This window comes from Spirosoma arcticum, from assembly GCF_054779955.1.
Genome location: NZ_BAAGXG010000009.1, coordinates 254,202 through 280,791, shown reverse-complemented (window position 1 = coordinate 280,791; position 26,590 = coordinate 254,202). Strand labels below are relative to the sequence as shown.

Here is a 26,590-nt window from a genome sequence, read left to right as displayed (position 1 = left end):
TGTAAATCAGTACATTTCCAGAGAAAAATGGACTGCTGGTTAGGATGGACGCTATGCTGTATAAAGGCCAGTTCGCGAATCTGGCGCTCCGTGAGTTTATCCACCATTATGAAGTGGTTCGTTTCGTGTTTGGGCGTGATGTGCCCCCGCCCGCTAAATACCACACGCCCCGCCCTGAACAATCGCTGACATTCTACCCCCGAGATCCGCAACGGTTTAGCTATACCGATTCGACCGAGGTTATTACCTACCCCCACGCCATCGTCAATGGCGTTCACACAACGCCAACGCACCGCTACGGTGGTCATGATTTTTTGGCAATCCGGATTATCTTTCAACCGGGTGCGCTATTTCGGCTCACCGGCCTTCCGTCGGGCGAATTGACCAACACCTTTGTCGATGCGGAAGCAATCTGGCCCAAAGCCGTTCGACCGGTTTCGGAGTGGCTCAACAGTACCGATGACCTGACCGAGATGTTGACCATTGTCGAAGCGTTTCTAAGTGGGCTGTTCCAGTCATTTCGTAAACACCACCATGCCATCGATGCCACCAGCCGATTGATTGTCGGGCAGCAACATCGTTTTTCATTAGATCACTTGGCCGATCAGTCGTGTTTGAGCATCCGGCAGTTTATCCGCAAGTTTGAAGAGCGCATTGGCCTGAGTCCGAAACAATTCGACCGCATTGCCCGCTTCGATAGAGCGTATCGGATGCGGAACCAATACCCATCGCTCGACTGGCTGAGCGTTGCCATCGCCTGCGGCTACTACGACCATCAGCACTTCGCCAAAGATTGCAAAGAGCTTACTTACCTGTCGCCTATCTCGTTTTTTGCCCAGAATCAGAAAGCCCCCGAATTTGCATTAGGACTGCCTGGGGAGTAAAAAGTTGTCACTTTTTTACCAGCACCCGGACACTCCATACCGATAGTTTTGCTCAAACAAATTCATTCACTGTTTCGGCAACAATCAGACTATCAACATGGAACGCAGAAATTTTATCGTATCAGGCCTCGCTGGAGGTGCATCAATCAGTATGGAAACGAATCCACTTGCTCAATTGTCGGGCGAAAAGCCCCTGCGGCCTTTCACGGTCGCGCCCTCGAAACCTACCGACATCGGCGTAGGAAACGGAGTCAACATGGTCCGAACGATGATTCGCCAAAGTCAGACCAACAATCGCTTCAGTTGCATCGAAGGCTACGTAGCACCCAGGCGTATGGGTCCGCCCATTCACCTGCACAAAGCAGCCGACGAACTGATGTATGTAGTGGAAGGCACGGCAGGCATGATGGTCGATGGGGAGATTTTCATTGTCGAAGCGGGTGGGTTTGGCTTTCGTCCGCACGGGCTGGTGCATACGTTTTTTAATCCGGGCGACAAACCCATGCGGTTCATCGACATATTCCCGAATCAGGACATGGAGGTGTATCTGGAAGGCATGTTTACCGAAATTCCCGCCAAATTAGCCGCGCAGGGCATCAAACCCGGCACACCCGAATTTGGCAAAGGAATGCAGACCGGGATACAGGAACTCGACAAGAAATTCGATATCGTCTGGTTCATGGACGACCCGCGTTACGGGGAAATTGTTAAGAAATACGGGTTGGTAGTGTAAGTAAAAACGCCACGAAAGAACGCTTTTTTACCCCTAAGCAGCCATGTAAGCCTGCTACGTTTGCCTGGCACTGATACCTGGAGTCTTATGGTTTTCCGAATCATTCAGCCCGCTCCAGCCCTGCGGCCGTACATCCGGCACTATGTACTGTTTCATTTCGCGTTCGACCCGACAGGCCCCCAGCCGCCCGTAAAAACGTATCCGGTCAATCCCGAAGAAAGCATGACGTTTTACATCAGAGGGTGGTATAAGGACAAAGATTCTTTAACCGCTTACTAAAACGTACTTGCCTGAACGTTAGTAACTTGCTATCTTCCCCCATGATCTACCAGCGCATTTTACCCCACTCGGCTCTGTAAGCCTTTGTAAAGGAATATCTGCTGCTGCATTTTGTCTATGACACTATAGGGGGCTGGACCTTACCGGCTGAAAATCAAACCAGTTGATTCCTATGGAAAAGATGTATCAAAACAGCAGCTATCTATTTATAGCTGTGTTATTCATGGCGTTTGCTGGGTTTCACGCAACCTATTTCGGGTTGTTCCCGCAGTTTAAGAATATTACGCCTATTCTCCATGTTCACGCGATTACGGTATTGCTGTGGTTTGGCGTTTTGATTGCGCAACCCATCCTGATTCGCACCCGGAAAGTAGCCCTTCACCGGTCGATAGGCAAGGTTTCGTATGCCGTTGCTGCGCTAATGGTGCTTTCCATCATTTTGCTTGAGCGACTGGGATTCATCAGAAATGCGCCCGTGCCCCCGAATCAACCCGATATACGGCTGATCGGCATTGCTGATATCTGTTTCTTCGTATTGTTTTATGGGCTTGCCATCTATTACCGGCGTAAGGTTAGTTATCATGCCCGGTTTATGGTGCTGACAGTACTGCCCTTTATTAATCCTGCTTTAGGCCGTTTGGGGTTTCCAGGGCCGATTTTAGCCCTGCTTATCATCGTCGGACTGCTGGTTTACGAGCGATTCAACAACAAAATTTACCGGCCTTATCTAATTGGCTTACCCGCTTATCTGGTGATCTACCTGTTTTTTCTCTTTGTTATCAATGCCGATCAGTGGAGGTCTTTTTGGTGGATGTTTTTCTAACGCGTCTGTTTGTTCGTACCGGACGCCGATTTTTTACCACTTTACATCCCGAAAATTGATTAAACTTTGCCGGACTAAACGCTTGATGCAGAATAGATTCGGTTATGATTTATCGATTTATACAGCCATCTCCACACCTGAGGGCCTTCGTCAACGAATATTGCCTGCTGCATTTTGTGTTCGATAAGAATGTACCGGCTCCCATAAAACCGTTTCCGGTTCGGCCCCAGCAGTGTATCGTGTTCTACTTAAGAGGTTGTATCACCGCGGTTAATTACGAAACCGGAGCGTCCACTACTTTCGCTAAAACGTCGGTTAACGGTCCGCAACTTTCCCGCTTCGATTTTCAACTTTCGCCCGATTACCTGATGTTTTCGGTCGATTTTCAACCCGGCGCTTTGTCGAGATTCTTACGGCTACCGCTTACGACTGATTTTATTGATGAGCGCATCGATGCCGAAGCCATGCTGAACCCCGAAATCCACCAAGTGCATGAACGAATGGCCAACGCCACTCGGTATGAAACCATTGTTCAAGTAATTGAAGACTATCTGTGGAAACGAATTCAACGCCTAAAGGGTGATTTTCAACCGGTTGATCGGGTGATTCGGGTTCTTGCCGAAAATCCAGCGGCTTATTCAATTCACCAGTTAGCCGACCTGGCCTGTTTGTCCATCAGTCAGTTCGAACGCCGGTTTACGCAGCAAATGGGCATTTCGCCAAAGCTTTTTGCCCGAACCAATCGGTTTCATAAAGCCTTTCTGCTAAAAGATCAAAACCCCACGCTCGACTGGCTGAGTATCGCCCTCCAGACGGGTTACGCTGACTACCAGCATTTAGTCAAAGATTTCAAACAATTTTCGGGCGCAACGCCCAACAGCCTGCTGCTGGCTCAGGCCCACGCGCCCGAACGAATTTTGGGATTAGGCTGACGAAAGTTGCGGTTTTTTTACCACCAAATCTGCCCCGACAACGCTCAACTTTGACTCGTTAATCGTGTCTATTTCACCGATAATGAATCAAAATTATGAAACGTCGTCATTTCCTTCAGAACACCGCCTTTGCTTCGTCGGCTTTGATCGTATCGAATGCATCGGCTGCCGATGTGTCTCCTGTGGATCGGCCCACCAAAGGCATTGCCACAAAAGATGGAGCTGCCCGCAACAATGAAAAAATTGCGTGCGCCGGTGAACCAGTCGATTTCAAGCTCCTCAGCCAGGACACCACCGGCGATCTGGCCATTTTTGTGAGCAGCAACAACCGAAACGGCGGTGGCCCTCCGCTTCACGTTCATCATAAATTGGATGAGTTTTTCTGCGTGCTCGAAGGGGAGTTTCTGTTTCAGGTGGGCGATGAAAAAACGCGGTTGAAACCGGGCGACACGATGTTTGTTCCGCGCACCGTCAACCACACGTTCGATTGCGTGAGTAGCCAGCCCGGTAAGTTGCTGGTTACGATCCAACCGGCCAGCAACATGGAGGAATTTTTTCGGGAAGTCGGCAAGCTGCTGCCCGAAACAGGTGCGCCGGATATGGCCGCTATGCAAAAACTGTATCAGGCGTATGATTCAACGATTGTCGGTCCGCCGTTGGGGGTGAAGTAGGGCCACAAAACGTTGACTGATAAGGCGTAATCAATTTCTCTCCATGCCAAAAGATGTCGTTTTTCTACTTGTCGTATCCAGCATTAGTCTGATAGGTTTGTGGTGGACATTAAACCACCACAATCATGAAAAAAGTACTTCTTCTGCTCCTGATTCCGATCTTTCTTCGGACAATCTCGTACGCCCAGACCAAAACGTACATTCTTATTCATGGAGGCTGGCACGGCGCCTGGTGCTGGAAAAAGGTAGTACCGCTGCTGGAAGCCAAGGGGAATCGCGTGTTAGCGATTGATTTGCCCGGTCATTGCGACGACAAAACCCCAACCGCCAGTGTTACGCTCAACGATTATGTACAAAAAATAGTAAGCGTAGCTAACGTCCAAACGGGTCCGGTTATTCTGGTTGGTCATTCGATGGCGGGCGTTGCCATTGCTCAGGCAGCCGAAGTATTGGGTAAAGAGAAAGTATCAAAACTGGTGTTTCTGGATGCCTTTATGCCTAAAAATGGCGAATCCGTATTTGCGTTGGCGGGGAAAGCTGGAGAGCAGAATAAGGCTGCTGGCAAACCAGAATCAGGTCCGTCGGTAACCGAAAGCCTGATCCTCTCGGACGATAAAAAAACTTCGGTAATTAAGCCGGATATGGTTGGCCAATTGTTTTACCACGATTGTTCTGCCGACGACGTAGCATTTGCCAAAGCGCATGTAGGTCCGCAGCCGATGGCGTGCTTAGGTACGCCCGTAAACGTAACGGATGCCCGTTACGGCGCTATTCCGAAAGTTTATATTCTTTGCACGCAGGCTAAAGATCTGGACAAGAGCAGTTTAGTTCAGAATGTGCCTTGCCAAAAATTGTATACTTTAGCCAGTAGTCATTCACCATTCTTTTCGATGCCGGAAAAACTGGTGGCTATTCTTGCTGAGCTATGATTTATCAGGAAATACTTCCCTGTCCGGTACTGCAACCGTACGTCAGGAACTACCTGTTGTTTCATTTTGACTACATGCCGGATGGTAACCTAATGAAGCCCTATCCAGCCCGAATTGAGCAGGCACTCGTGTTTTTCGCACGGGGTCATATTGAGTCCCATAATCCACTGACGGGCAAATCAGAAAAAATTGCCCATAACGCGTTATTTGGGCAGCATGTGTCAAGGCGAAATTTTCTTACCTACCAAGAGCCGGATTTCTTGATGCTGATGGTTGTTTTTCAGCCGGGAGCTATGCATCGGCTATTAGGCTTTTCGAGTAACGAACTCACCTCCCAGTTTTGCGATGCCGAGTCAATCATCCATCCTGAATTACAGTCGGTGAACGACCAGATTGCCAATGCCTACACGTATAATGAGATAATTGAGCGAGCCGAAGTGTATCTGCTTCGAAAACTCAGAACCATCCGAATTGACGCACATCCCATCGACCGAATTGGTACATTGTTGCTCCATAATCCAACGCCGTTTTCGCTGGACTGGTTAGCCAATCAGGCGAATGTAAGTCCGCGTCAGTTTGAACGACTCTTCAACGAACGGATCGGCATCGGTCCCAAGCTATACAGCCGTATCAGTCGATTCTTCCAGGTATTTGATTACAAGGAAAAACATCCAACAGTTGACTGGCTGACGGTGGCCGTTCAATTTGGCTATACGGATTATAACCATCTGGCAAAGGATTTTAAGCAGTTTACCAACGTTACGCCAAACATCATCCTGAAAGAGTACGCCCAGCGACCGGAGATTATCATGAATCTGTGAACGGCGTGGTGGTATAAGATGCGGGCTTGCTGAACGTGAAGGAATAAAAATCCTTTTAGCCTGCGTTTTACCTGAAGGCAGCTACTTGCCGGAAAGTTGCTTCGTGAAATTAGCCATATCAATCAACCGACGAACCTCGATCATCTTACTGTTTTTCAGCGTCACGAAATACATTTCTGTGATCTTAACCTTGTTATTGGTAGCCGGAAAGCCCGCAAACTCCGCTTTGTGCGTAGCGGTAAACGTGTTTTGGACAAAAATCTTATCGCCCTCGGCTATCATGTTTTCAACCGTGAAGTGAACATCTGGGAAGGCTTTGAAAAATACAGGATAGATGGCCTTTAACTCTTGAAGACCTTGCGATCCGGTAAAATTGCCCAGATCATAATAGACATAATCTTCTGAAATAAACTCAGTTAGCCGTTCTGGCTTTTGCTTATTGATGACTTCCTCAAAATACCGGCTCATAACCTGCTTATTGCTTTCCGGTGTTTGAGCGTGAGAAATCTGAACGAAGCCTAGGAATAGGAGTGTCGACAACAGTGTAGTTTTCATAGCCAGTGGGTGTTTAGTGAATGCTGATTGAGTTAATGGTGGGTGGCCCCTCCGTCCACATTAATTGTCTGGCCGGTAATGAAGTCGCTCTCATCGGAGGCCAGAAACACAATCGTCCCCGATAGATCGGTTGGTTCTTCCTGGCGCTTAATAATTTGTTGCTCAACCGTGATCGTCTGAATATAGGCTACCGTTTCCGGGTCGGCCATTTGCTGGACGCCCTCAGTCAGCGTCAGGCCAGGTGTGATGCCGTTCACGTTGATGCCTGTGCCCGACAGTTCGCGGGCTAAGGCACGGGTGAACGCCAGGATAGCCCCTTTCGAGGAGACATAAGGCAGGAGCATTGGGGTTCCGGCCCAGATGGTGTCCGAGGAGATGTTGATAATCTTGCCTTTGCCCTGATGCCGCATCGTAGGCACAACGGCTTTGCAACAAAGCCACATGCCCTTCAAATTGACGGCCATTACCTGATCCCATTCGGCTTCCAGAATCTGATCAAAAGCGGTGAGTTTAGGGATAAGGGCCGCATTATTGACTAAGATATCGATCCGGCCGTATCGTTCTACGACTTGAGCCGCCATAGCCTGGGTACGCTGGGCGTCCGAGACATCGGTTGTAATCTCCAGAGCCTGCCCACCGGCTTTTTGTACTTGAGCAACGCTGTCCGCACAGGATAGGATGTCAACGGCCACAACGTGGGCGCCCTCTCGCGCCAAGGCCAGACAATATTCTTGGCCGATGCCACGGGCCGCTCCCGTGACAATGGCTACTCTATCTTTTAGTCTCATCGTTGTAGATCGTGTTGTATATACTCGTTCTTATAAGGTCAACGGCGGCCCGACCAGCCCCAAATCATGTGCCTGAAAGATTTCTCCAAATTCTTCGGGCGAAACCGGGCTGTCGAGCTGCGACATTTTTCGGAAAAAAGCCTCCGATTTACCGCTCGGCTGGATCATGAACAACATTTTGGCGGTCTCGCTGAGCACGAGGTAGGTATGCGGTATATTTCTGGGTAAAAAGATTATATCCCCCGACTGGAGCGTGTATCGCTCAGTACCCACCTGAAACAGTACCTCCCCGTCGAGAATGTAGAATTCTTCGTCTTCTTCGTAGTGCACGTGCAGGGGTGCACTGTCGCTTTTGACGTAGTAACCGAAGAAAAGCGATAACTGGCCGTTAGTATCCTTACCCGAAATTTTCAGGTACTTATCCATACCCAGCAGGTGATAAACGCCATCAGGACGTGCTTCTGTTTCCCGTAGCACAAAGGGTTTCGTTGGCGTACTGGTCGTTGAATCAACCGGCTGAACGGAAGGGAATTCCGTATCGACTGTGTCGGAATGGACTTGAGTTTTCATGCGATGTAGTGTTTGCTTTGTGGTAGCAAAACTATGCCAGGCAACGCGTTCTCAGTGGTCAAAAAACGACATCGTTGTGTAAGCCAAGCACTTTTTCGGGACGTTTGGCATGGGCTTCCAGCATAGCCACGGGCGTGACCCCGGCAAACTGTTTGAAATCCTTGACCATGTGCTGATAGTCGGAATACCCGCACGAGATGGCGACGTCGAGCCAGTCTTTCGTCGGATTTTTTTCTTTCATCGTGTACGCGCGGTTAAACCGGGCGATCCGAACGAATAATTTGGGGCTAACCCCATTCCGTTCTTTAAATTTTCGCTCAAACTGGCGATAACTCAGGCAGGCCTGGTCGGCCAGATAGTCTAAACCGAACGCGGTAGCTGTGCCGCGAAGCAAATGGTTTATCCGGTCGATGGGTTCAATGCGTAGTTTCAGTTTGCCGAACTTAGCGAGCAGATACGTATCGGTTACCCGAATCATTTCCGGGTACTGTTCGGTGTTCATCAACTGCTGAATAATTTCAGTCATTTCCGTTCCCAATACACTCTCTGCATCGGTTACAGCATCGGTAAAGTGCGTTGACGGTATCTGACCCAGCAAGTGGAAAAGCCCGCCCGGTTGAAAGATGATTTTGACAAACTTGAAATCTTCCGGGTAATGATGATACCAACCGGTCAATAGCTGACCCTGCACAATCGTGTGCGGAATGGCCAGCCGTTTATCCAAAACCGGGTTTACTTTGGTGAACAGACCACTTGGATACAGAATAATGCTTTGTTCGGCGCGGGCCTCCAGCAGCCTGGAAGGTTGTTCGCCAGCCAGCCCTTTAAAATTGAAATGGACAAGCATGTACTCTTTTACGAAGGGCTTCAGTGCGGGGTGTGGCTGAATAATCTGGTAAATCATAACGACAAACCTTTTTTCTGCCTAATATAAGTTAAAGCTCTGATTAACAAGTGGGTGAGTTTACGGAACGGATGATGAGAACCGTTCGGAAGTACTCGTTTGTTTCTTGTGTTTGTACCGAATAATCAACCTGGACGCTAAACGTTCAACCCGGCGCTTCACTGCTCGACATTCAGTGTGGAAATGGGCGGCACACGGTTGAACTGGCAAAACGGGGTTTTCACCCAATGGGCCTCGATATATGCGCCGAATTTCTAACGATGTTGAAAGAGCAGGAGCGGCCGAACAACTTCCCGTCGAGGTTATTCAGGGCGGTACATTGACCACTACGTTTAGGCCACCGTTTGATGGTGCTTAAAGCTTAGGAAATGGGTTGTATCTGGTCGCCGAAAAACAATAGGATTAGCGCACTCGAACGTCCGGTTAGGAGCTAAACTGCTTTTATTTGTAGCCCACGCATCACCTCCGCCCTGCTCACTTCATGGACGTTGCCGGGTGCCATTCCCCCAGCAGTATGACTCTCAATGGCCCAGCGCACGAGCCGGAGCGTGGGAAAACCCACGGCGGCCGTCATTTTGCGTACCTGCCGGTTTTTGCCTTCATGGAGTGAGATGGCTAACCAGGACGTTGGAATACTGGCCCGATAACGGATGGGCGGATTGCGGGCGGGCAGGGCAGGTTCAGACACCAGCGGCCGGGCATCGGCGGGAAGCGTGTGGTACGGTTTTCCATCGAGCGAAATAGTGACGCCTTCGCTCAACTGACGACAGGCTTCCTCAGTCAGCTTTCCTTCCACCTGCACGTAGTAGGTTCGGTGGTGACGGAATTTGGGGTTTAACAAACGGTGATTCAGTTGTTTGTCGCTGGTAAGCAGCAGCAGTCCCTCGCTGTCGGCGTCGAGCCGCCCAACGGGATATACGTCGCCGGGAAAATCGAAATCCAGATCAGCCAGCGTCAGTTTATCACCTTCCTGCCTTTCGTGGCCCGGTGAGAATTGGGAAAGCATACCGTAAGGTTTGTAAATGAGAAAATAGCGCAGCGTACTCAAGTGTTCAGTCGGTTAACGACAGCCAAACCGGGCAGTGATCGGCGTGGACGGCGTTGGGTAGCATCCTGCAGTCAATAATTCGGTCGCGGAGGGTGTCCGTCACGCAGGCGTAGTCGATGCGCCAGCCTTTGTTGCCACTGCGGGCACCTGCCCGATAACTCCACCAGCTATACCCTGTCTCGTCGGGGTGTTTGTAGCGAAAGGCATCGGTCATATCACTCGCAAACCAGCGGTCCATCCAGGCCCGTTCATCGGGCAGGAAACCAGTCGTGTTCTTGTTGCGGACGGGGTCGTGAATGTCGATGGCGTTGTGGGCAACGTTATAATCACCCACCACAATCAGGTTCGGGCGGGTTTGGCGCAGGTCCTGTACGTACGCGTAGAAATCACGCAGAAATTCCATTTTAACGCCCTGCCGTACTTCGCCCGTTGTGCCGGAGGGAAAGTAGCAGTTGAGCAGGGTCAGGTCGCCGAAGTCAGTGCGCAGGATGCGTCCCTCGCAGTCGTACACGGCTAACCCGCAGCCCAGCACCACGTTGGTCGGAGCTACGCGCGAAAACGTGGCGACACCAGAATAGCCTTTCTTTTCGGCCGCGTGCCAGTGATACGCGTACCCCAACTCCTCGAACGGCTTCAGGTCTACCACGTCGTGCGTAGCTTTTACTTCCTGGAAGCAGAGAATATCGAATTCGTGTTGCGCAAGCCAGTCGGTCAGGCCGTTACGGATAGCCGCCCGGATACCGTTGATGTTGTAGGAAATGAGTTGCATACGGAAAAGAAACGCGCGAGTTGTGCTCAGTCTGGTGATTTACCCTGTTTTCGCACTTCCTCGATAATCTCGTCAATCATTATGACATCACTCAGGTCTTTGGTACGGCGGGCCAGTATTTTTGTTTCGCGCAGATCGTTGATGTGAAGAAAGTAGATCGTTTGACCATCTGGCATGACAAAGGAATTTGCCCGTTCGCGACACTCCCTATAGTTGAACCGAAAATGCACCCTTGTCAGAATATCGATCTGTTCCTCTAAGCGAATAATCTGGGGTTGCGTGAAGTCAGCGGTTTCAAGCGCGATTAGTTCATCATCGGTAAAACCCACTTCTCTAAGCACACGCATTAATCGGTTACGATTCTCATTGGAAGGCTCCATCCACACATCGGCGTCTTCCGTGTACCGTATGCCACCGTTTAGGATAAGTGCCATACCGCCAATAAGCATGTATTCGAGCTTGTTCGCGTCGGCCGCTACGACAAACTGAACAAAACCATCATCACCTACATCCATGATGGGGTCTCGATTACAATTCGTCCGGCCCGTTTTTTAGGGTTGCCAAATAAGTAGTAGTGCCTGCGTTTCATTCGTTGGAACACCTGCCACCGCTCTTCGGGTGTCATGGCAACCTGCTCCCGAACCTGATCCTGGTGCGGCCCGTTCAGGTCAGTATAGAACGTAATTCGTCGTTTCTTCTCCATAGTTTGAGAATAATATATACCAGCTACAACGGTCCCGTCACTAATTCGCCCTCGGTTGGCACAACTTTCTTTTTGTCGGTGAAGAGCAGCACGAATACGATCAGCACCACAGCCGCAATACCCGCCGGAACGAGCCAGACCGACAGCCAGTCTTTCGTGCCATCGGGGCGGGTGTACATGTCGAGCACCATGCCCGACAGCTTGGAGCCGATGCCCATGCCGAGACCATATGTAGCGAGTGAAATCAGACCCTGCGCCGAGGATTTTATTTTTTCGCCCGCTTTGTTGTCGGTATAAATCTGGCCCGTCACGAAAAAGAAATCATAGCAGACGCCGTGCAGAATGATCGCAATATAAAGCAGCCACTCGGATGAGACATCGCCGTAACCGAAGCAGATGAAGCGGACAATCCAGGCGACCAGGCCCACAATCAGCATTTTTTTAACGCCCAACCGGCTGTACGCCACAGGGATGAGCAGCATAAAAATCACTTCCGATGCCTGCCCCAGCGACATTTTATTCTCGACGTTCTGCATACCGCCATCCGTCAGCGACGGGTTAGCCATGGCGTAATAAAACGAAAGCGGAATGCAGATCAGCACCGACGATAAAAAGAAAATAGCGAACGAGCGGTCTTTGAACAGTTTGAAGGCATCCAGTCCCAAAATCTGCGCCACCGACGTTGATGCCGTGGCTTTGGGGGGCGTGTTGGGCAGCATGAACGAGAACAGGCCCAACGCCACGGCCGAATACATGGCCAACTGAAAAATCGTTACCTGATCGCCAAAACCGTAGTAGCCAACAATGTTCGTGACCACGATCCAGGCCACCGTACCCAGCACCCGGATACCCGGAAACTCCTTCTCGGGCGTGGTCATTTGTTGGAGCGCAATGGACGACGTCAGGGCCAGCGTCGGCGCGAAGGTGATGCAGTAGGCCAGAATCAGGTAGAAGAAATTGTCGGGGTTGGTGTTCTGCGTGATGAAATACAGCACCACGGCACCCAGCAGGTTGAGCACGCCGAGGACTTTCTGGGCGGCAAAATACCGGTCAGCGATCATGCCGACGAAGAACGGCGCAATGATCATGGCGAGCGAAAAAGCCGCGTAGGCGTTGCCAACCTGATCGCCGGACGCGTTGAGTTGAGTCAGCAGGTATTTACTCATTTGGCCGTACCAGGCTCCCCACATAAAAAACTGGAGGAACATCATGGCAGACAGTTTGACACGGGTCGTGGTCAGCATTGGGCTTGTCCGGTTAAATTGAACGCTGAAGGTATAAAATCGACGCCATCAGTGCAACTCGGCATCGGGAGATCATTCGGCATAGCCGTTTACGAACAATTGAGCCGTTGATTTTGAGACCGGTACGAATGTCTTTACGTTTGTGGGTTTCCGTTTCGCCCTTCCCTACTTTCCACTCTATGTTTACCAACAAAGGCACCCCTCTTTTGGTCATCATCGTATTCCTCCTGGTAACTACGGCTGGTTTAGGCCAAAAAGTTGACCTCGACCGTTTCTACTTCGACGTCAACTACATCAAACTTCCCCGCGAGTACGTTCAGCCCGACGACCGTACCGTCGGCATACGCGTTGGCCTGGGGGGCAACATTCGCCGGACATTTTCTGAACAAGCCATCTACGACAACATCAACATAGCGGGTTTTCAGAAGGTTGATAATAACCCGGCGGTGGGTATCACGTTCACCGTGAACGATCTGCGCATTGAAAAGACCGAGATGAAAACCCGCCAGAACGACGGTAAAGACAAAGACGGCAAACCCATAAAAGTGAACCTGTATACGCTGACGGCCACTTACAGCACAACTGGGCGGTTCCAACTATACGGCCCCAAAACGGGGGAGGTGCGTCAGGCCAGAACTAATCCACCCGCGCAGCCTAACCGATTCCTGCAAACGATTGCCGGTAGTCAGGCCACGAATCCATCGGCCTATCAAACGGAAATTACGCGGCAGAATTTCCCCGACAAAATCACGTATTCAACCAAAGAATACCAATCGTCGGTCGACGCCACGCAGTATTTTGAGCGCAACCAGCGCTCCATCCAGAACGAGCTGATTACCAACTACATCAACGATGCATTGCGCACCATCAATGAGCAGGCAAACAATTGGTACGGCTACGTCCCGGTGAAATCGCAGGAGTTTTTGTGGATTCTGGACTCCCGGAAACACCCCGAATACCCCATTCAGCAGGAAGCGATCAAGGCGGTGAAAACATTGATGCCCGCGATGACCGCCACCGAATCGCCCGAGCAATTAGCGCAAAACCTGCGTCCGGTCATGGACTATTTTAACGAACTTAAGGCCAAATACCCCGGCAACGACAAAACTGATGTCAAGATGCGGTATTCGGCCTTCTACAACCTCGCTACCCTATATTACTTTTTAGATCAGCCCGACGAAGCTGCTAAAGAAGCCGAGGGGCTAATCAGGAATGGGTATGACACGGGCGACGGCAAACGATACCTCCGATTAGCGGACGAATTGGTGCAGAGTTTGGAAAAGCACCAGATGGACAGCCGCCACATCAGATGAACCTGTTTTGGGGTGAGCAAGACTATATCCACTTACCCGTTCGTTATCTTTAGGAGAATTTCCAACTAACTCTCTCATGAAAAAACAACTCATTACGCTCGTGGCGCTCGTGGCCGTACCGGCGTTTTCGTTTGCGCAGACGGCCGACGAAGTACTCACCAAACACGTAACGGCATTGGGCGGGGCGGATAAGATTGCCGCTATCAAAACAATGGAATACGAGCAAACCATGTCGGTTCAGGGCATGGATATCACATCGAAGGCCGCCTACGTGGTGGGCAAATCCGTCCGGAATGATGTTTCCGTTATGGGCCAGCAGATCACTAACGTCATTGACGGCGATAAAGGCTGGACCGTCAATCCGATGTCGGGTGGCACAACGGCGCAGGACATGCCCGCCGAGGCCATGAAAATGGCCAAAAGTACGACCGAACCCAACATGTTTCAATTAGCTTATTTGAAGACCAATAAGTATCCCTACGAACTGGTCGGCAAGGAAAAGCAGAACGACAAGGACGTTTACAACCTCAAAGTGACCCGCCCGGAGGGCGCATTCAACTACTTCATCGATGCCGCCACGTATCAGTTACTTGGCTTTAAAGGTGCAGTTGATGTGCAGGGACAAAAAGTGGAGACAACCGGTAAATATTCGGATTACAAAGAAGTAGAAGGCATTATGGTGCCCTTCACCAGCGACATTACGGCTCCAATGATGCCCGGCACGGTTACGACCAAGCTGAAAAAAGTTACGTTCAACTCAGCGATTGATCCAACTATTTTCAATAAGCCAAAGTAAGAAATTCGTTTTTATCGAAAGCAGAAAAGCGGCTTCCATTGATTTGGGGCCGCTTTTTTGTGTTTGCATACAGGTACCCGGATAAATTGGAACGCAAATTTTTATGATGGTTATGATTATCAATAGTTTGAATCATAACCATCATAAAAATCTGCGTTCTATTCTGTCTGAGTTTAATTATTTACCAGCCGACAACGCTGTTGCCGTCAAGTCCCGGTACAGGGGTGGTGCCTTGCGGCCGAGGTTGCTGTTGAACCAATCGATAACCCGCTCCCCAACGTTTTGGATGAATTTCGGCTCTACAAATCCGTGCGGCTGGCGCGGGTACGTCACCATCTGAGTCTTTACGCCCAACCGTTGCAGGGCGCGGTGGAGTTGGAAACCCTGCTCGGGCGGCACCCGGTCGTCGGCTAAACCGTGAATGATAAGGGTGGGCGTCTTGGCGTTTTTGATGGCGAAGATGGGCGAGTGTTCGGCGTAGGTTTGCGGGTCGTCCCAGAACTCACCGCCAAAATAACTCGGCAGGAAATCAGCAATGTCGGCCGTACCGTTGAAACTCATCAAGTTCGTGACGGGTGCCCCGGCCATTACCGCTTTGAACCGGTTGGTTTTGGTAATAATCGTGGACGTCATGTAACCGCCGTAGCTCCAGCCCGTTTCCACCAGACTATCGGGGTGCGCCATGCCCATTTGAATCACTTTGTCAACGCCCGCCATCAGGTCTTCGTAGTCATTGTTGCCCCAGTCGCGGTAGTTGGCCCGGCGAAACTCGGCCCCATAGCCACCACTGCCGCGCGGGTTGGGTCGTAGCACAAAATAGCCCTGCTGTGCCAGCGCCTGAATGGGGTAAGGCGAACCAGCGCCCGTATAGCTCTGGACAAAGACCCCCGTCGGGCCACCGTGGACGTTGAGCACCATCGGATATTTTTTCCCGGCCTGATAATTCGCCGGGTAGGTCAGTAATCCGTCAATATCGTATTTGCCGTCTTTGGCCTTCCACGAAATTACTTCTGTCTTGGTTAGTTTCTTGCCCGTCATGTAGCCCGCGTGAATGTCGGTCAGTTTGCGGCCCGCCATGTTTGTCAGGCTTGCTGCGTAAACGTCGATGGGCGTTTCGGGAGTTTGGTAGAGATACGCCACGTCGCCCCGACGGTTGAGGTCGGGGCTTGCGTACACGCCCATCGGTAGCGTGTTTAGTTTCTTCACCGGGCTGCCATCGGCGGGCAGGGCATACATGGCGGAGGTGGTACGGTAGGCTTCACTCACGATGACACTCCGGCTGTCGGGCGACCAGCCAATAATGGTCGGACTCTCGTCGGGGGTGTTCGACAGGCGTTTGGCCCCGCTCCCACCCTGCGCGGGCATGACGTAGACGTTGCTTTGCTGCATCCAGCTTGTTTTGCCCCCGTCCGAATCGTAGGCCAGCCACTTGCCATCGGGCGAATACGTAGGCTGACTGGCGGCTCCTTTTTCGCTGATGAGCACCTTCACGGCCCCACTGTCGGCCGACACGGTGGCGATGGTTGAGGTGGTCCAGGCGTTGGCCGAGGGCGTGTTCTGCCGCGTGAACGCCAGCGTCCGGCCATCCGGCGACCAGTCGAAGCCCGCAATGTGAAACGCACCTTTGGTAAGCTGTTTTACGGGGTACGTACCTTTGTCGTTCTTGGTCAGCGTCAGCGCGTAGAGGTGAGCGTTCTGAAATTCATCGACTACATCCCAGTCTTTTCGTTCCTTCCGCTCTTTTTCATCGGCACGGGCGTCGGTGGTGCTGAAGGCAATTCGCTTGCTGTCGGGCGACCAGGCGTAATCGCTGATGCTGTTTTTCTGGGTCGTGATGGGTTCAGCATCGCCCCCCGTCAGCCGGAGCAGATACAACTGAGCCTTACCGTCTTTGCCCCGCGTCGACGTAAACGACAGGAACTGCCCATCGGGCGAGAACTGCGGTTTGTTACACGACTTTTCGCCGAACGTGAACTGGTAATTCTGTTTACCATCGGTACTGGCGAGGTAAATGTGGGCCAGAAAGTCCGAGTTATCGGCGTCCATGCGGGCGTTGCTCACGACGTAGGCGACAAGTTTGCCATCGGGCGAGATAACCGGGTTCGTCACCCGTTTATACGCGATCATGCTGGCGGGTGTCCAGCCGCTGGTTTGTGCTTTGACGATGGGCAGCAGGCAAACGCACAGCCCTGTGAGCAGGAATAGTTTTTTCATATGAATCGGGTAGTTTTCGGTTTATATGTGTCGAATGGTCAACAAGTTATCCAAGCCATTTACAAATGTCAAGTCTCCATAGTGTGCGGTCAGGAAATTTTAACATTAGGTAGTAACGGAGTGAGTGACGCCATCACTAACAAATCCTGCACAACCCAGTCCAGATTCTGTAACGCCGTTGCACCCCAATGGCGTTACTTTTGTTGTGTACATACAGGGCATACATTGCTCTTGTTTGTTAACCTATGGAAGCAACAAAGACCGTTCCGGTGCGGCAACAGAAAACCGGGCAACAACGCATAAAAAAGACGTTTCCGGTGCTGGAAATGAGCTGTGCGGCCTGCGCCGTCAGCGTCGAATCCATGCTCAAGGCAACGGACGGGGTCCAGGACGCGGGCGTTAACTACGCCAATCAGTCGGCCTGGATCGAGTATGATCCAACGGCTACGAATCCCGAAGCGCTCCGCCAAACCGTGCAGTCGATTGGCTACGATCTCGTTATTGAGGACGAAGACGAAGCCCGGCAGCAACAGGAGGCATCCCAGCAGCGACGCTACGAAAGCCTGAAACGCCAGACCACTGGAGCCTCGGTGCTGGCCAGTATCGTCGTGTTGCTGGGCATGGTTATAATGCCCTTTTTGGCGGTTAATCACACCCTGCTGAACTGGACGATGCTGCTTCTGACGGCACCGGTAGTGTTCGGGTTTGGACGGCAATTCTTCGTCAACGCTTACAAACAAGCGCGTCACGGGCGGGCTAACATGGACACGCTCGTTGCGCTATCGACAGGTATCGCGTTCGTTTTCAGCACGTTTAATACGATCTATCCGGAATTCTGGACACGTCAGGGCCTGGTTGCTCATGTGTACTTCGAGGCAGCGGCTGTGGTCATCGCGTTTATTCTATTGGGTAAATTTCTCGAAGAACGGGCCAAATCGAACACCGGCTCGGCCATTAAAAAACTGATTGGACTACAACCCAAAACGGTGCGAGTATTAATCGACAGTGTGGAGCAGGACGTACCAGCCGCACAGGTGTCCATCGGCCAAACCGTTATCGTGCGGCCAGGCGAGCGCATTCCGGTCGATGGGCGGGTGCTGACCGGGCAATCGTTCGTGGATGAGAGCATGATTTCGGGCGAGCCGGTGTCCATCGCTAAGCAAACCGGCGACCGGGTTTTCGCCGGGACCATCAACCAAAAAGGCAATTTTCAGTTTACGGCCGAACAGGTTGGCAGTCATACCGTGCTGGCGCAGATTATCCGGCGGGTGCAGGAGGCCCAGGGCAGCAAAGCCCCCATTCAGCAGGTAGTCGACCGGGTTGCCGGGGTGTTTGTACCCGTTGTGCTTGGCATTGCGCTGCTGACGATGGTGATCTGGATCACATTCGGGGGGAACACCGGAGCGGGGGACAACGCGTTCGCGCAGGGTCTCCTGGCGGCCGTAACGGTGCTCGTAATTGCCTGCCCGTGTGCGCTTGGATTAGCAACGCCCACCGCCATCATGGTTGGTGTTGGCAAAGGCGCGGAGAACAATATTCTCATCAAAGACGCCGAAAGTCTGGAGCGCGGTCGGCAGGTGACGGCCGTCGTGCTCGACAAAACCGGCACCATCACCGAAGGCAAACCCGACGTAACAGACTGGTTCTGGACGGTTGAACCAGCGCAGCGGAATATGTACCAATCCGTGTTACTGTCGATGGAAGCACAGTCGGAGCACCCCTTAGCCGAAGCCGTCGTGCGGGCCTTGTCAGCGCAGTCTGTGGAGCACGTTCCGCTGAGTGGGTTCGATAGTATGACCGGGCAGGGCATCACCGCCACCCACAACGGCGAGCGGTTCTGGGTCGGCAACCGAACAGTAGTTGATGGGCGCGGATTGACCGTGACCAGTGCGCTGAGCGAACGAACTGAGCAGTGGCAAACCGACGCAAAAACGGTTATTTACTTCCTGAGCGAAACGCAGGTTCTGGCCGCATTGGCCATCGCCGACCGAGTTAAAATGACATCGCGGCAGGCCGTCGCCCAGTTGCAAAGTCAGAATATTGCCGTTTACATGCTCACCGGCGACAACGCCCGCACCGCCGAAGCCGTTGCCCGGCAGGTGGGTATTACGAACGTCAAAGCCGACGTGCTGCCCGCCGGCAAAGCCCATTTCGTGAGCCAGTTACAAGCGGATGGGCAAGTGGTGGCGATGGTCGGTGACGGCATTAACGACGCTCAGGCACTGGCTCAGGCCGATTTGAGCATTGCCATGGGGCGCGGCTCCGACATTGCCATCGACGTCGCTCAGGTCACACTCATCACGTCGGATCTGACGTCCGTTCCCCGTGCGCTACAGCTTTCCCGCCGGACGGTGCAGACGATCCGGCAAAACCTGTTCTGGGCGTTTATCTACAACCTGATCGGGATTCCCATTGCGGCTGGAGTGCTTTACCCAGCGTTTGGCTTCCTGCTCAACCCCATGATCGCTGGGGCTGCGATGGCGCTTAGTTCGGTGTCCGTCGTGACGAACAGTTTGCGGCTGCGGTCGGTTAATTTATAACGTTCACTCACCAAAAACACCCAAAACTTACCTGATTATGAACACGTTCAAATTCAAAACTAATATCAAATGCGGCAACTGCGTCGCTGCGGTAACACCCCATCTCAACGCCGTGTCGAGCATCGACCGTTGGGATGTTGACCTCAAAGACCCGAACCGGACATTAACTGTGCAAGCCAACGAAGCCGACGCCGAAACGGTGAAGAAAGCCGTAGAAACGGCGGGCTATAAAGCCGAAATGGTGTAGTTACTAAAACTACGTTGTTCATAAAAAGCGACCGGCACTGACGTCAGTACCGGTCGCTTTTTATTTTTTATCATCCGGCGTCGCTGATGTTCGCTTACCTATTTGATCCGTTTCCAAACCTCATTCCAGGGATTACCACCCCCCCTCAACGTCATCGTATCGCTTTTGATCTCAATCTCATACCTGAATGTTTGATTGAGCAATCCACCCGTCGATTCATTGGCATACTCAATCGTTTCGGCGTAGTTATTCCCATCCAGCAGATAGGTGCCGCCGTGGTGAAACAGCGTCACGTTCGTTGTCGGATCGGGCTGAGAAAACATCCAGTGTTTATCGAGGATAATCTTTATCTTTTTATCCGTCGAAGCCGCCTGACCCATATTGTCAGCGAACGCCCAAACACCAACAATGTCGTTTGTCGTTTTAGAAGAGGCAACCGTGAAAGCAGTTTTGCTCTGAGCCTGAGCAGACGTATTTAGTAAAAACCAGCCAGCCAGCGTAATAAGAAGTGCTTTCATGAGGAAAAAAGAGAATAATGGCTAACCGGTGAAATCCTGTCTTGTTTAAGCCGTTTTTGTTGCTGGCTTCGCATGTTCCGGCTTCAGCACCACCACATCGCGAACGACGCCACCCGCGTTGATCTTGTCGACCATTTTATCTAATAATGGCGTCGCCCAATTGGGAATATACTTGTCGGTCGTCTCGATGAATACTTTGGGGAAATCGTAGAGTGCCCGGCCCAGCCCAAACTGTACGGCGCACCGTTTCATGGCGTCGCTGATACCGCCCTTCACCGGCTCGACATTGGTGCGGCTGGCTCCGTCAGTTTTTCGGACGATTTCACCGCCGGGCAGAACCGCCGTGATCGTGCACAGAAAACCACCGTCAATTTCCTTGATTTCGTTCTGCCAGCCCGCCCATCCGAACTGATCGTCGAACCGTTGCATAACACTGCGATTTGTGATGTACGGCACGACAATGATCTTCTGGCCGTCTTTGGTCTGGCTCTGCACCCGCCATTCAATTTCTTGGGTAGTGAGGGGGGCGGTTAACGCGGTTAATTCCATTCGTTGTTTATTGTTTACTATTCAATTCTCATTAGGATCAGCCATTTGCCCGCTGCCGTTTTTGCCTGTACTCAGCCAGCGAAATGGTTGGCTCTTTGCGGGCCTTTACTTCATCAAAAAGCCGAATATCATCAAGTTCAACCAATTCATCCAGCACCTGTTGCCGCTGTTGAATCGGCAGTACCACCGAGACGCGCTGGCCCTGCTCGTCGGTGATGTATTGTGGTTGAAAGACCTTGTTCATGATTGAAATTTATTACCCTGTTACAAAAAATCGACTACTCGGCCATTTTCAGCAACTCGTTCAGCTTCAGTAATGCTTCGATGGGCGTTAGCCGATTTACGTCGATGGCGCGTAGTTTCTCCTTGATGGCTTCGGATTTGGGGTCGCCGGATTCGATAATGCGCAGCGCCAGTTCCCGTTCCTGCGGCACCGCGTCCCGAATTTTCTCTTTGTTCGTTTCCCGCTCGCGTGACGATTCAAGTTGCTTCAGAATCTCAGCCGCCCGCGTCACAATTTGAGCGGGCATCCCGGCCATCTGCGCCACGTGAATGCCAAAACTATGTTCCGAGCCGCCTTCTTTCAGTTTGCGCAGAAAAATGACTTTGTTGCCCAGTTCCTTTACCGACACGTTGTAATTTTTGATTCGGTGATTATCCGTGGCCAGGTCGTTCAGTTCGTGGTAATGCGTGGCGAACAGCGTTTTGGGGCGGCAGTCGGTTTTGTTGTGCAGGTATTCGGTGATGGACCAGGCAATCGAAACGCCATCGTAGGTGCTGGTGCCGCGCCCGATTTCGTCCATCAGCACGAGACTCCGTTCGCTGAGGTTATTGAGGATACTGGCCGTTTCGGTCATCTCAACCATAAACGTACTTTCGCCCCGCGACAGGTTATCGCTGGCCCCCACGCGGGTGAAAATCTTGTCGACCAAACCGATCTCCGCCGATGAAGCAGGCACGAAACTGCCTGACTGCGCCATCAGCACAATCAGGGCCGTTTGACGCAGCAGAGCCGATTTGCCCGCCATGTTCGGCCCGGTGATGATGATGATCTGCTGGGTTTCGTCGTCTAAATAAATATCGTTCGGGATGTAGGGTTCGCCGGGGGGCAATTGCTGCTCAATCACCGGATGCCGACCGTCCTTGATGTTCAGCACCTTACTTTCGTTGATTTGGGGCCGGACGTACTTGTTTTTGACCGCCACCCGCGCAAACGACGCCAGCACGTCCAGCACCGACAGCACCCGCGCGTTCTGCTGGATAGCACCCACATACTCCCCGGCCGCAATAATCATCTCGTTGAACATCCGGGCTTCGATCTGGAAAATCTGCTCCTCGGCGTTCAAAATTTTATCTTCGTATTCCTTTAGTTCGGGCGTGATGTAGCGTTCGGCGTTCACCAGCGTCTGTTTCCTGATCCAGTCATCGGGCACTCTCGTTTTGTGCGCGTGGGTCACCTCTAAATAGTAGCCAAACACTTTATTATACGCCACTTTAAGCGAGCTGATGCCCGTTCGCTGCACTTCGCGTTCCTGCAACTGAATCAGGTAATCTTTCCCCGAATAGGCAATGGCGGTCAGTTCGTCCAGCTCCGCATCGATACCGACCTTAATCATACCACCTTGGTTAGACAGTGCCGGTGGATCTTCGCGCAGTTCAGCTTCGATCCGGTCTATTAGAAACGAAACGGGGTTGAGCTGATCGGCGTACTTCTTTAACGAAGGTGATTCGGTATGACTCAGGGCCGTAATCAGCGACTCCTTGATAGGCAGAATATGTTGCAGTGACCGCTTCAGTTGCAGCAACTCGCGGGGGCTGATGCGCCGAACAGCCACTTTGGAAACCAACCGTTCGAGATCACCAATCTGCCGCAGGTGCCCCACCATCGCGTCGGCCAGATCAATGTCGTCGGTGAGCAGACTGACCATATTGAGCCGTTCGTCGATCAGGGCTTTCTCCTTAAGCGGCAGGTTGAGCCACTTCCTGAGCAGCCGTGCGCCCATTGGTGTTACGGTCTGGTCGAGAATCTGAATCAGCGGAACGCCCCCCTCCTGCTGGGCGGCTGTCAGTTCGAGGTTGCGAATGGTGAAGCGGTCGAGCCAGACGTAGCGGTCTTCTTCAAGCCGCGTAACGCGTGTAATGTGCTGAAGGTCTTTATGTTCAGTCTCGTTGAGGTAATGCAGAATCACCCCGGCCGCAATAATCCCATCGGGCAGGCCTTCAATGCCGAAGCCTTTCAGCGAAGTCGTCTGGAAATGCTGCTTCAGGAAGTTATAGCCGAAATCATACGTGAAGGCCCAGTCTTCGAGGGTATACGTGTGAAACTTATCGCCGAACAACGCACCGAACTCCTGCCGGTTGCGCTTGCAGTAGAGCACCTCCGACGGGTTGAAACTTTGCAGCAGTTTATCAACGTAGGCTCCGTTGCCCTGCGAAGCCAGAAATTCACCCGTCGAAATATCCAGAAACGACACCCCGAACGCATCGTCGGTTTTACCAAAGTGAATAGCCGCGAGGTAATTGTTGCGCCGGGTGTCGAGCACGTTATCGTTGAACGACACACCGGGCGTTACCAACTCGGTCACGCCCCGCCGGACAATACCCTTCGCCAGGGCGGGATCTTCGAGCTGGTCGCAGATGGCCACGCGCTCACCGGCCCGGACGAGCTTAGGTAAGTGCGTATCAAGGGAGTGATGCGGGAAACCGGCTAATTCTTCGTTCGAGCCGCCGTTGTTGCGTTTAGTGAGGGTGATACCCAGAATCTTGCTGGCCCGGACGGCATCTTCGCCGAAGGTTTCATAGAAATCACCGACGCGGAAGAGCAGTAACGCACCGGGATATTTAGCCTTTATCTGGTTATATTGGCGGTTAAGGGGCGTTTCGTTCTTCTTCTGTTGAGGCTTCGCTGCGGTGGCTGTCTTCACTGGTTATGTGTATGCTGATTTAAACAAAAATACAGAAAAATCAGCGAAGAATGGCGATTTTCTTCAGTGATTGCAGACCTCAATACGCCAACAAAACAGCTTATTTATGACAAATCAACCCGAAGCTGAAGCCACTTTTCCGCTGAAGGCTCATTTCAATCCGATCATCCGAACGTATCTACTCTTGTATGTAGCCTTTGTAATGCTGGCCTCGGTTATTGGTATCGTGCTGATTCCGATCTGGCTCTTGGGCGTAGGTCAGTGGTGGAGCCACCACTATTTCGACAAACTCGACTGCGAATTATCAGAACGTTCGCTGCGCTTCCAGAAAGGCATTTTCGTACAGGTTGAAAAGACAGTTCCACTCGAAAATATTCAGGACGTTACCTTTGTTGCTGGTCCGTTGCTGCGCTATTTTAATCTTTGCATTTTAAAGTTTGAAACGGCCGGGCAGAGTCCCAATCAGGCGAACGACATGGAGTTAATTGGCATTATTGATGCGCAGACTTTCCGCACTCAGATTCTTGACCAACGGCAAAAATTGATAGCGGCCCGAACCGGTCAAAGCGGCCAACACCCGGCTGCTACGGACCAGGCGCTCCTCACCGAAGTGCGCGACACCCTGCGCAATATTCACCAATTACTACAGGATAACCTCAAACAACCAAATGCGTAAACTCGCCCTCAACGAACTCAATCGCCTGTCCGTCGATGATTTTAAAGGCGCATCTAAGTTTCCCTACTGCCTGATTTTAGACGACATCCGTAGTCTCAACAACGTCGGGTCGGTGTTCAGAACGGCTGATGCGTTCCGGGCGGAGAAACTATACCTCTGCGGCATTACCGGAACCCCGCCCCACCGCGACATCACTAAAACGGCCCTTGGCGCTACGGAATCCGTTACATGGGAACACGTTGCCGATGTAGTGGCCTTGGCTAAGCAGCTACAGGCGGAAGGCTGGCTTATTGCGGCCGTTGAGCAAGCAGAAGGCAGCACGCTACTGAGCAATTTTCAACCGGAGTCAACCAGCCGATATGCGTTCGTACTGGGGAATGAAGTATCGGGCGTACGGGACGAGATCGTACAATTGGCTGATTTGGTACTCGAAATTCCACAGTTTGGCACGAAGCATTCGCTCAATATTGCTGTCACAACGGGGATCATCTGCTGGGACTTCATTCAAAAAAATAACAAAAATTTAATATTGACCTTGTAATTCTCAATAAAAAATCGTATTTCTTTGTAGGTTTTTTTCATCTCAGATCTACAATGGCAAATAAAGAGACAAAAACAAAACGGAAGTCCCTGACGTCGGATATCGTCAGTTCGATTGAGACTCAGTTGGGCAATGCTGGTGAGGCCACCAAAAAAATGAAGAAGTCCATCGAGAAATCGGCGGAGAAGCTGGCCAGGAAGTTGACCAAGCTCATGGACAAGCGCGGAAAAGAAGGTACGAAGCCGTCGAAATCCGCTGACAAGAAGGCGAAAAAAAACGAAGCTAAAGCAAAGAAGAATGCGGCCAAAGCAACAAAAAACGCGCAACGCACTGCAAACACTAAAGCCAGCGAAGCAGCTAAAACCGTAGCGACAGTGGACAACACCAAAAAGTCGGCACCAGTCCGCGCCAAGGCAACCACCGCGCCCAAACCGGCAGCAACGCCCAAGCCCCGGCCTGCTCCCACTCCCACTCAGTCGACTGAAACAGTTGAGCCATCGGGCGTCAACAAATAATTCCATCGTTTCTGTATACTTAATCTACTAATGCCTGCTTATTGCAGGCATTTTTTGTTTACTTTTTTTTGTTTTAGTTAATTTTGTTTAGATATTTACATCCTCTTTTCCTCAACTACGACATACAAAGCAATGCACTAAACGCTCATTTTCCATAATCCGTAAAGACCCGCTTTATGGCCCACCTGTCTACAACACGTTGCTTTGTTTCAGTTGCCTGCCTACTCGTTGTCATAACAGTTGGGTCGGTTTATGTGGACCAATCGTCATTTTTTCAGAGTATTTACGTTGTACCGCCCTCCATGCGCTGGCTCCCTCTGTTTTTGATGGTGGTGTTGTCGCAGGTGTTGGTTAGCTACTTTCTTTGGTGGCGATTGCACCGGACACAACGGTCAACAATACGGGCAGAAGCGCTGCACTCAATTGTCCACGAATTCCAGACGCCCATTGCTGCGATTCGGATGGCTGCCGATATTCTGGACTCGCCCGTCGGCTATAACCGTACGGAGAAATACGTTCGCATCATTCGCGAAGAGACAGAGCGTCTTCAGCATCAGGTCGAGACGATGCTCACGCTGGCCCGGGCCGACCACAACACCCTGATGTTAAAACCCGAGCCGGTCTTGGTTCATCAACTATTGCACTCTGTAGCCGAGCGCCACGGCGACTACCTGTGCCTGCGCATGACGGGTACGGAACCGATCCTGCTGGCAGACCGGCTCCACTTTACCAACGTGCTGTACAACCTACTCGACAACGCTATTAAATACAGTGTTGGTGAACCGGCAATCACCATCTGTGCGGAGATGAGCAGTAACGGCTTGTCTATATCAATCTGCGACCGGGGCGTTGGTATTGCTACTCATCTGCTGCCGCAGATCTTTCAGCCGTTCTTTCGGGTGCACGACCGGAATCAGCCAAACGTGAAAGGATTTGGATTGGGATTAAGCTACGTGCAGCGAATTATCCAGGCTCACAAGTGGACGATTGACGTAAAAAGCGAACTCGGTCGGGGCAGCGAATTCTTGATTCGCATACCCTCAACCGCGCTCTTTCCCTTGCAAACCGGTCACAACGCGCAGAAGCAGGTTGTGTAGGTCGATG

The 26,590-nt window shown here is 51.7% G+C and carries 31 protein-coding genes; 17 read left to right on the top strand and 14 right to left on the bottom strand.

The window, feature by feature from the left end; translation table 11 throughout:
* Nucleotides 1–44 precede the first annotated feature (44 nt).
* From ACYVHB_RS21435 to ACYVHB_RS21400, 8 genes are all read left to right on the top strand, one after another.
* A complete protein-coding gene (locus ACYVHB_RS21435) occupies nucleotides 45–884 on the top strand; it encodes a helix-turn-helix domain-containing protein (protein ID WP_461053838.1) in 840 nt (279 codons plus the stop codon).
* Between the two features lie 151 nt (nucleotides 885–1,035).
* Nucleotides 1,036–1,617, top strand: coding sequence for a cupin domain-containing protein (locus tag ACYVHB_RS21430; RefSeq protein ID WP_461053837.1), 582 nt, complete (start codon nucleotides 1,036–1,038; stop codon nucleotides 1,615–1,617).
* An 87-nt stretch (nucleotides 1,618–1,704) separates the two neighbouring features.
* Nucleotides 1,705–1,896, top strand: coding sequence for a hypothetical protein (locus ACYVHB_RS21425; protein ID WP_461053836.1), 192 nt, complete (start codon nucleotides 1,705–1,707; stop codon nucleotides 1,894–1,896).
* 172 nt (nucleotides 1,897–2,068) lie between these two features.
* A complete protein-coding gene (locus tag ACYVHB_RS21420) occupies nucleotides 2,069–2,719 on the top strand; it encodes a hypothetical protein (protein ID WP_461053835.1) in 651 nt (216 codons plus the stop codon).
* A gap of 104 nt (nucleotides 2,720–2,823) precedes the next feature.
* The gene (locus ACYVHB_RS21415; RefSeq protein ID WP_461053834.1) at nucleotides 2,824–3,651 is read left to right on the top strand and encodes a helix-turn-helix domain-containing protein; all 828 of its coding nucleotides are present in this window, start codon (nucleotides 2,824–2,826) and stop codon (nucleotides 3,649–3,651) included.
* A gap of 95 nt (nucleotides 3,652–3,746) precedes the next feature.
* Nucleotides 3,747–4,322, top strand: a complete 576-nt coding sequence (locus tag ACYVHB_RS21410) for a cupin domain-containing protein (protein ID WP_461053833.1) — start codon at nucleotides 3,747–3,749, stop codon at nucleotides 4,320–4,322.
* 125 nt (nucleotides 4,323–4,447) lie between these two features.
* Nucleotides 4,448–5,251 carry an alpha/beta fold hydrolase gene (locus ACYVHB_RS21405; RefSeq protein ID WP_461053832.1) on the top strand — a complete coding sequence of 268 codons (804 nt, stop codon included), beginning with the start codon at nucleotides 4,448–4,450 and terminating at the stop codon, nucleotides 5,249–5,251.
* Nucleotides 5,248–6,072: a helix-turn-helix domain-containing protein gene (locus ACYVHB_RS21400; protein ID WP_461053831.1), complete on the top strand. Its 825-nt coding sequence runs from the start codon at nucleotides 5,248–5,250 to the stop codon at nucleotides 6,070–6,072. The genes ACYVHB_RS21405 and ACYVHB_RS21400 overlap by 4 nt, the downstream gene beginning before the upstream one ends.
* An 81-nt stretch (nucleotides 6,073–6,153) precedes the next feature.
* On the opposite strand, the gene ACYVHB_RS21395 is transcribed toward ACYVHB_RS21400, so the two are convergent.
* Genes ACYVHB_RS21395 through ACYVHB_RS21380 form a run of 4 tightly spaced genes read right to left on the bottom strand, consistent with a single transcriptional unit; the run spans nucleotide 6,154 to nucleotide 8,889 of the window.
* Complete coding sequence (locus ACYVHB_RS21395; protein ID WP_461053830.1) at nucleotides 6,154–6,627, bottom strand: ester cyclase; 474 nt, start codon at nucleotides 6,625–6,627, stop codon at nucleotides 6,154–6,156.
* 32 nt (nucleotides 6,628–6,659) lie between these two features.
* On the bottom strand, nucleotides 6,660–7,415 hold the full coding sequence (locus tag ACYVHB_RS21390) for an SDR family NAD(P)-dependent oxidoreductase (RefSeq protein WP_461053829.1): 756 nt from the start codon (nucleotides 7,413–7,415) through the stop codon (nucleotides 6,660–6,662).
* Between the two features lie 30 nt (nucleotides 7,416–7,445).
* A complete protein-coding gene (locus tag ACYVHB_RS21385; RefSeq protein WP_461053828.1) occupies nucleotides 7,446–7,985 on the bottom strand; it encodes a cupin domain-containing protein in 540 nt (179 codons plus the stop codon).
* Between the two features lie 58 nt (nucleotides 7,986–8,043).
* Complete coding sequence (locus tag ACYVHB_RS21380; RefSeq protein ID WP_461053827.1) at nucleotides 8,044–8,889, bottom strand: helix-turn-helix domain-containing protein; 846 nt, start codon at nucleotides 8,887–8,889, stop codon at nucleotides 8,044–8,046.
* 161 nt (nucleotides 8,890–9,050) lie between these two features.
* Between ACYVHB_RS21380 and ACYVHB_RS21375 the strand changes: the two genes are divergently transcribed.
* Nucleotides 9,051–9,212, top strand: a complete 162-nt coding sequence (locus tag ACYVHB_RS21375) for a methyltransferase domain-containing protein (RefSeq protein ID WP_461053899.1) — start codon at nucleotides 9,051–9,053, stop codon at nucleotides 9,210–9,212.
* 107 nt (nucleotides 9,213–9,319) lie between these two features.
* Here the strand turns inward: ACYVHB_RS21375 and ACYVHB_RS21370 are convergent, their stop codons facing one another.
* From ACYVHB_RS21370 to ACYVHB_RS21350, 5 genes are read right to left on the bottom strand one after another with little or no spacing between them, the layout of a single operon-like run.
* Nucleotides 9,320–9,937 carry a pseudouridine synthase gene (locus ACYVHB_RS21370; RefSeq protein WP_461053826.1) on the bottom strand — a complete coding sequence of 206 codons (618 nt, stop codon included), beginning with the start codon at nucleotides 9,935–9,937 and terminating at the stop codon, nucleotides 9,320–9,322.
* Between the two features lie 4 nt (nucleotides 9,938–9,941).
* Nucleotides 9,942–10,706: an exodeoxyribonuclease III gene (locus ACYVHB_RS21365; protein ID WP_461053825.1), complete on the bottom strand. Its 765-nt coding sequence runs from the start codon at nucleotides 10,704–10,706 to the stop codon at nucleotides 9,942–9,944.
* A 26-nt stretch (nucleotides 10,707–10,732) separates the two neighbouring features.
* Complete coding sequence (locus ACYVHB_RS21360) at nucleotides 10,733–11,221, bottom strand: DUF6036 family nucleotidyltransferase (RefSeq protein WP_461053824.1); 489 nt, start codon at nucleotides 11,219–11,221, stop codon at nucleotides 10,733–10,735.
* On the bottom strand, nucleotides 11,212–11,409 hold the full coding sequence (locus ACYVHB_RS21355; RefSeq protein WP_461053823.1) for a hypothetical protein: 198 nt from the start codon (nucleotides 11,407–11,409) through the stop codon (nucleotides 11,212–11,214). The genes ACYVHB_RS21360 and ACYVHB_RS21355 overlap by 10 nt, the downstream gene beginning before the upstream one ends.
* Nucleotides 11,410–11,432: 23 nt before the next feature.
* Nucleotides 11,433–12,653: a nucleoside permease gene (locus ACYVHB_RS21350; RefSeq protein ID WP_461053822.1), complete on the bottom strand. Its 1,221-nt coding sequence runs from the start codon at nucleotides 12,651–12,653 to the stop codon at nucleotides 11,433–11,435.
* Nucleotides 12,654–12,832: 179 nt separating this feature from the next.
* Here ACYVHB_RS21350 and ACYVHB_RS21345 point away from each other — a divergent pair, with 179 nt between their 5' ends.
* Complete coding sequence (locus tag ACYVHB_RS21345) at nucleotides 12,833–13,966, top strand: hypothetical protein (RefSeq protein ID WP_461053821.1); 1,134 nt, start codon at nucleotides 12,833–12,835, stop codon at nucleotides 13,964–13,966.
* A gap of 76 nt (nucleotides 13,967–14,042) precedes the next feature.
* Nucleotides 14,043–14,762: a DUF4292 domain-containing protein gene (locus tag ACYVHB_RS21340; protein ID WP_461053820.1), complete on the top strand. Its 720-nt coding sequence runs from the start codon at nucleotides 14,043–14,045 to the stop codon at nucleotides 14,760–14,762.
* Between the two features lie 177 nt (nucleotides 14,763–14,939).
* Here the strand turns inward: ACYVHB_RS21340 and ACYVHB_RS21335 are convergent, their stop codons facing one another.
* A complete protein-coding gene (locus ACYVHB_RS21335; protein WP_461053819.1) occupies nucleotides 14,940–16,976 on the bottom strand; it encodes a S9 family peptidase in 2,037 nt (678 codons plus the stop codon).
* A 245-nt stretch (nucleotides 16,977–17,221) separates the two neighbouring features.
* Here ACYVHB_RS21335 and ACYVHB_RS21330 point away from each other — a divergent pair, with 245 nt between their 5' ends.
* Together ACYVHB_RS21330 and ACYVHB_RS21325 are read left to right on the top strand one after the other, a co-directional pair.
* Nucleotides 17,222–19,516, top strand: coding sequence for a heavy metal translocating P-type ATPase (locus ACYVHB_RS21330; RefSeq protein ID WP_461053818.1), 2,295 nt, complete (start codon nucleotides 17,222–17,224; stop codon nucleotides 19,514–19,516).
* A gap of 37 nt (nucleotides 19,517–19,553) precedes the next feature.
* Nucleotides 19,554–19,763, top strand: coding sequence for a heavy-metal-associated domain-containing protein (locus ACYVHB_RS21325; RefSeq protein ID WP_461053817.1), 210 nt, complete (start codon nucleotides 19,554–19,556; stop codon nucleotides 19,761–19,763).
* 98 nt (nucleotides 19,764–19,861) lie between these two features.
* On the opposite strand, the gene ACYVHB_RS21320 is transcribed toward ACYVHB_RS21325, so the two are convergent.
* The 4 genes from ACYVHB_RS21320 to mutS are packed head-to-tail and all read right to left on the bottom strand — an operon-like array spanning nucleotide 19,862 to nucleotide 23,754.
* Nucleotides 19,862–20,281 carry a hypothetical protein gene (locus ACYVHB_RS21320; protein WP_461053816.1) on the bottom strand — a complete coding sequence of 140 codons (420 nt, stop codon included), beginning with the start codon at nucleotides 20,279–20,281 and terminating at the stop codon, nucleotides 19,862–19,864.
* A 45-nt stretch (nucleotides 20,282–20,326) separates the two neighbouring features.
* The gene (locus ACYVHB_RS21315; protein ID WP_461053815.1) at nucleotides 20,327–20,830 is read right to left on the bottom strand and encodes a Rad52/Rad22 family DNA repair protein; all 504 of its coding nucleotides are present in this window, start codon (nucleotides 20,828–20,830) and stop codon (nucleotides 20,327–20,329) included.
* 37 nt (nucleotides 20,831–20,867) lie between these two features.
* Nucleotides 20,868–21,074: a hypothetical protein gene (locus ACYVHB_RS21310; protein WP_461053814.1), complete on the bottom strand. Its 207-nt coding sequence runs from the start codon at nucleotides 21,072–21,074 to the stop codon at nucleotides 20,868–20,870.
* 34 nt (nucleotides 21,075–21,108) lie between these two features.
* Nucleotides 21,109–23,754, bottom strand: a complete 2,646-nt coding sequence (gene mutS, locus ACYVHB_RS21305; protein ID WP_461053813.1) for a DNA mismatch repair protein MutS — start codon at nucleotides 23,752–23,754, stop codon at nucleotides 21,109–21,111.
* A 106-nt stretch (nucleotides 23,755–23,860) separates the two neighbouring features.
* Here mutS and ACYVHB_RS21300 point away from each other — a divergent pair, with 106 nt between their 5' ends.
* The 4 genes from ACYVHB_RS21300 (at nucleotide 23,861) to ACYVHB_RS21285 (ending at nucleotide 26,583) form a co-directional block, all read left to right on the top strand.
* Nucleotides 23,861–24,430, top strand: coding sequence for a PH domain-containing protein (locus ACYVHB_RS21300; RefSeq protein ID WP_461053812.1), 570 nt, complete (start codon nucleotides 23,861–23,863; stop codon nucleotides 24,428–24,430).
* A complete protein-coding gene (locus ACYVHB_RS21295; RefSeq protein ID WP_461053811.1) occupies nucleotides 24,423–24,971 on the top strand; it encodes an RNA methyltransferase in 549 nt (182 codons plus the stop codon). Before ACYVHB_RS21300 ends, ACYVHB_RS21295 begins: the two co-directional genes overlap by 8 nt.
* A 53-nt stretch (nucleotides 24,972–25,024) precedes the next feature.
* Nucleotides 25,025–25,486, top strand: a complete 462-nt coding sequence (locus ACYVHB_RS21290; RefSeq protein ID WP_461053810.1) for a hypothetical protein — start codon at nucleotides 25,025–25,027, stop codon at nucleotides 25,484–25,486.
* Nucleotides 25,487–25,788: 302 nt separating this feature from the next.
* Nucleotides 25,789–26,583: a sensor histidine kinase gene (locus ACYVHB_RS21285; protein WP_461053809.1), complete on the top strand. Its 795-nt coding sequence runs from the start codon at nucleotides 25,789–25,791 to the stop codon at nucleotides 26,581–26,583.
* The last annotated feature ends 7 nt before the right edge of the window (nucleotides 26,584–26,590 follow it).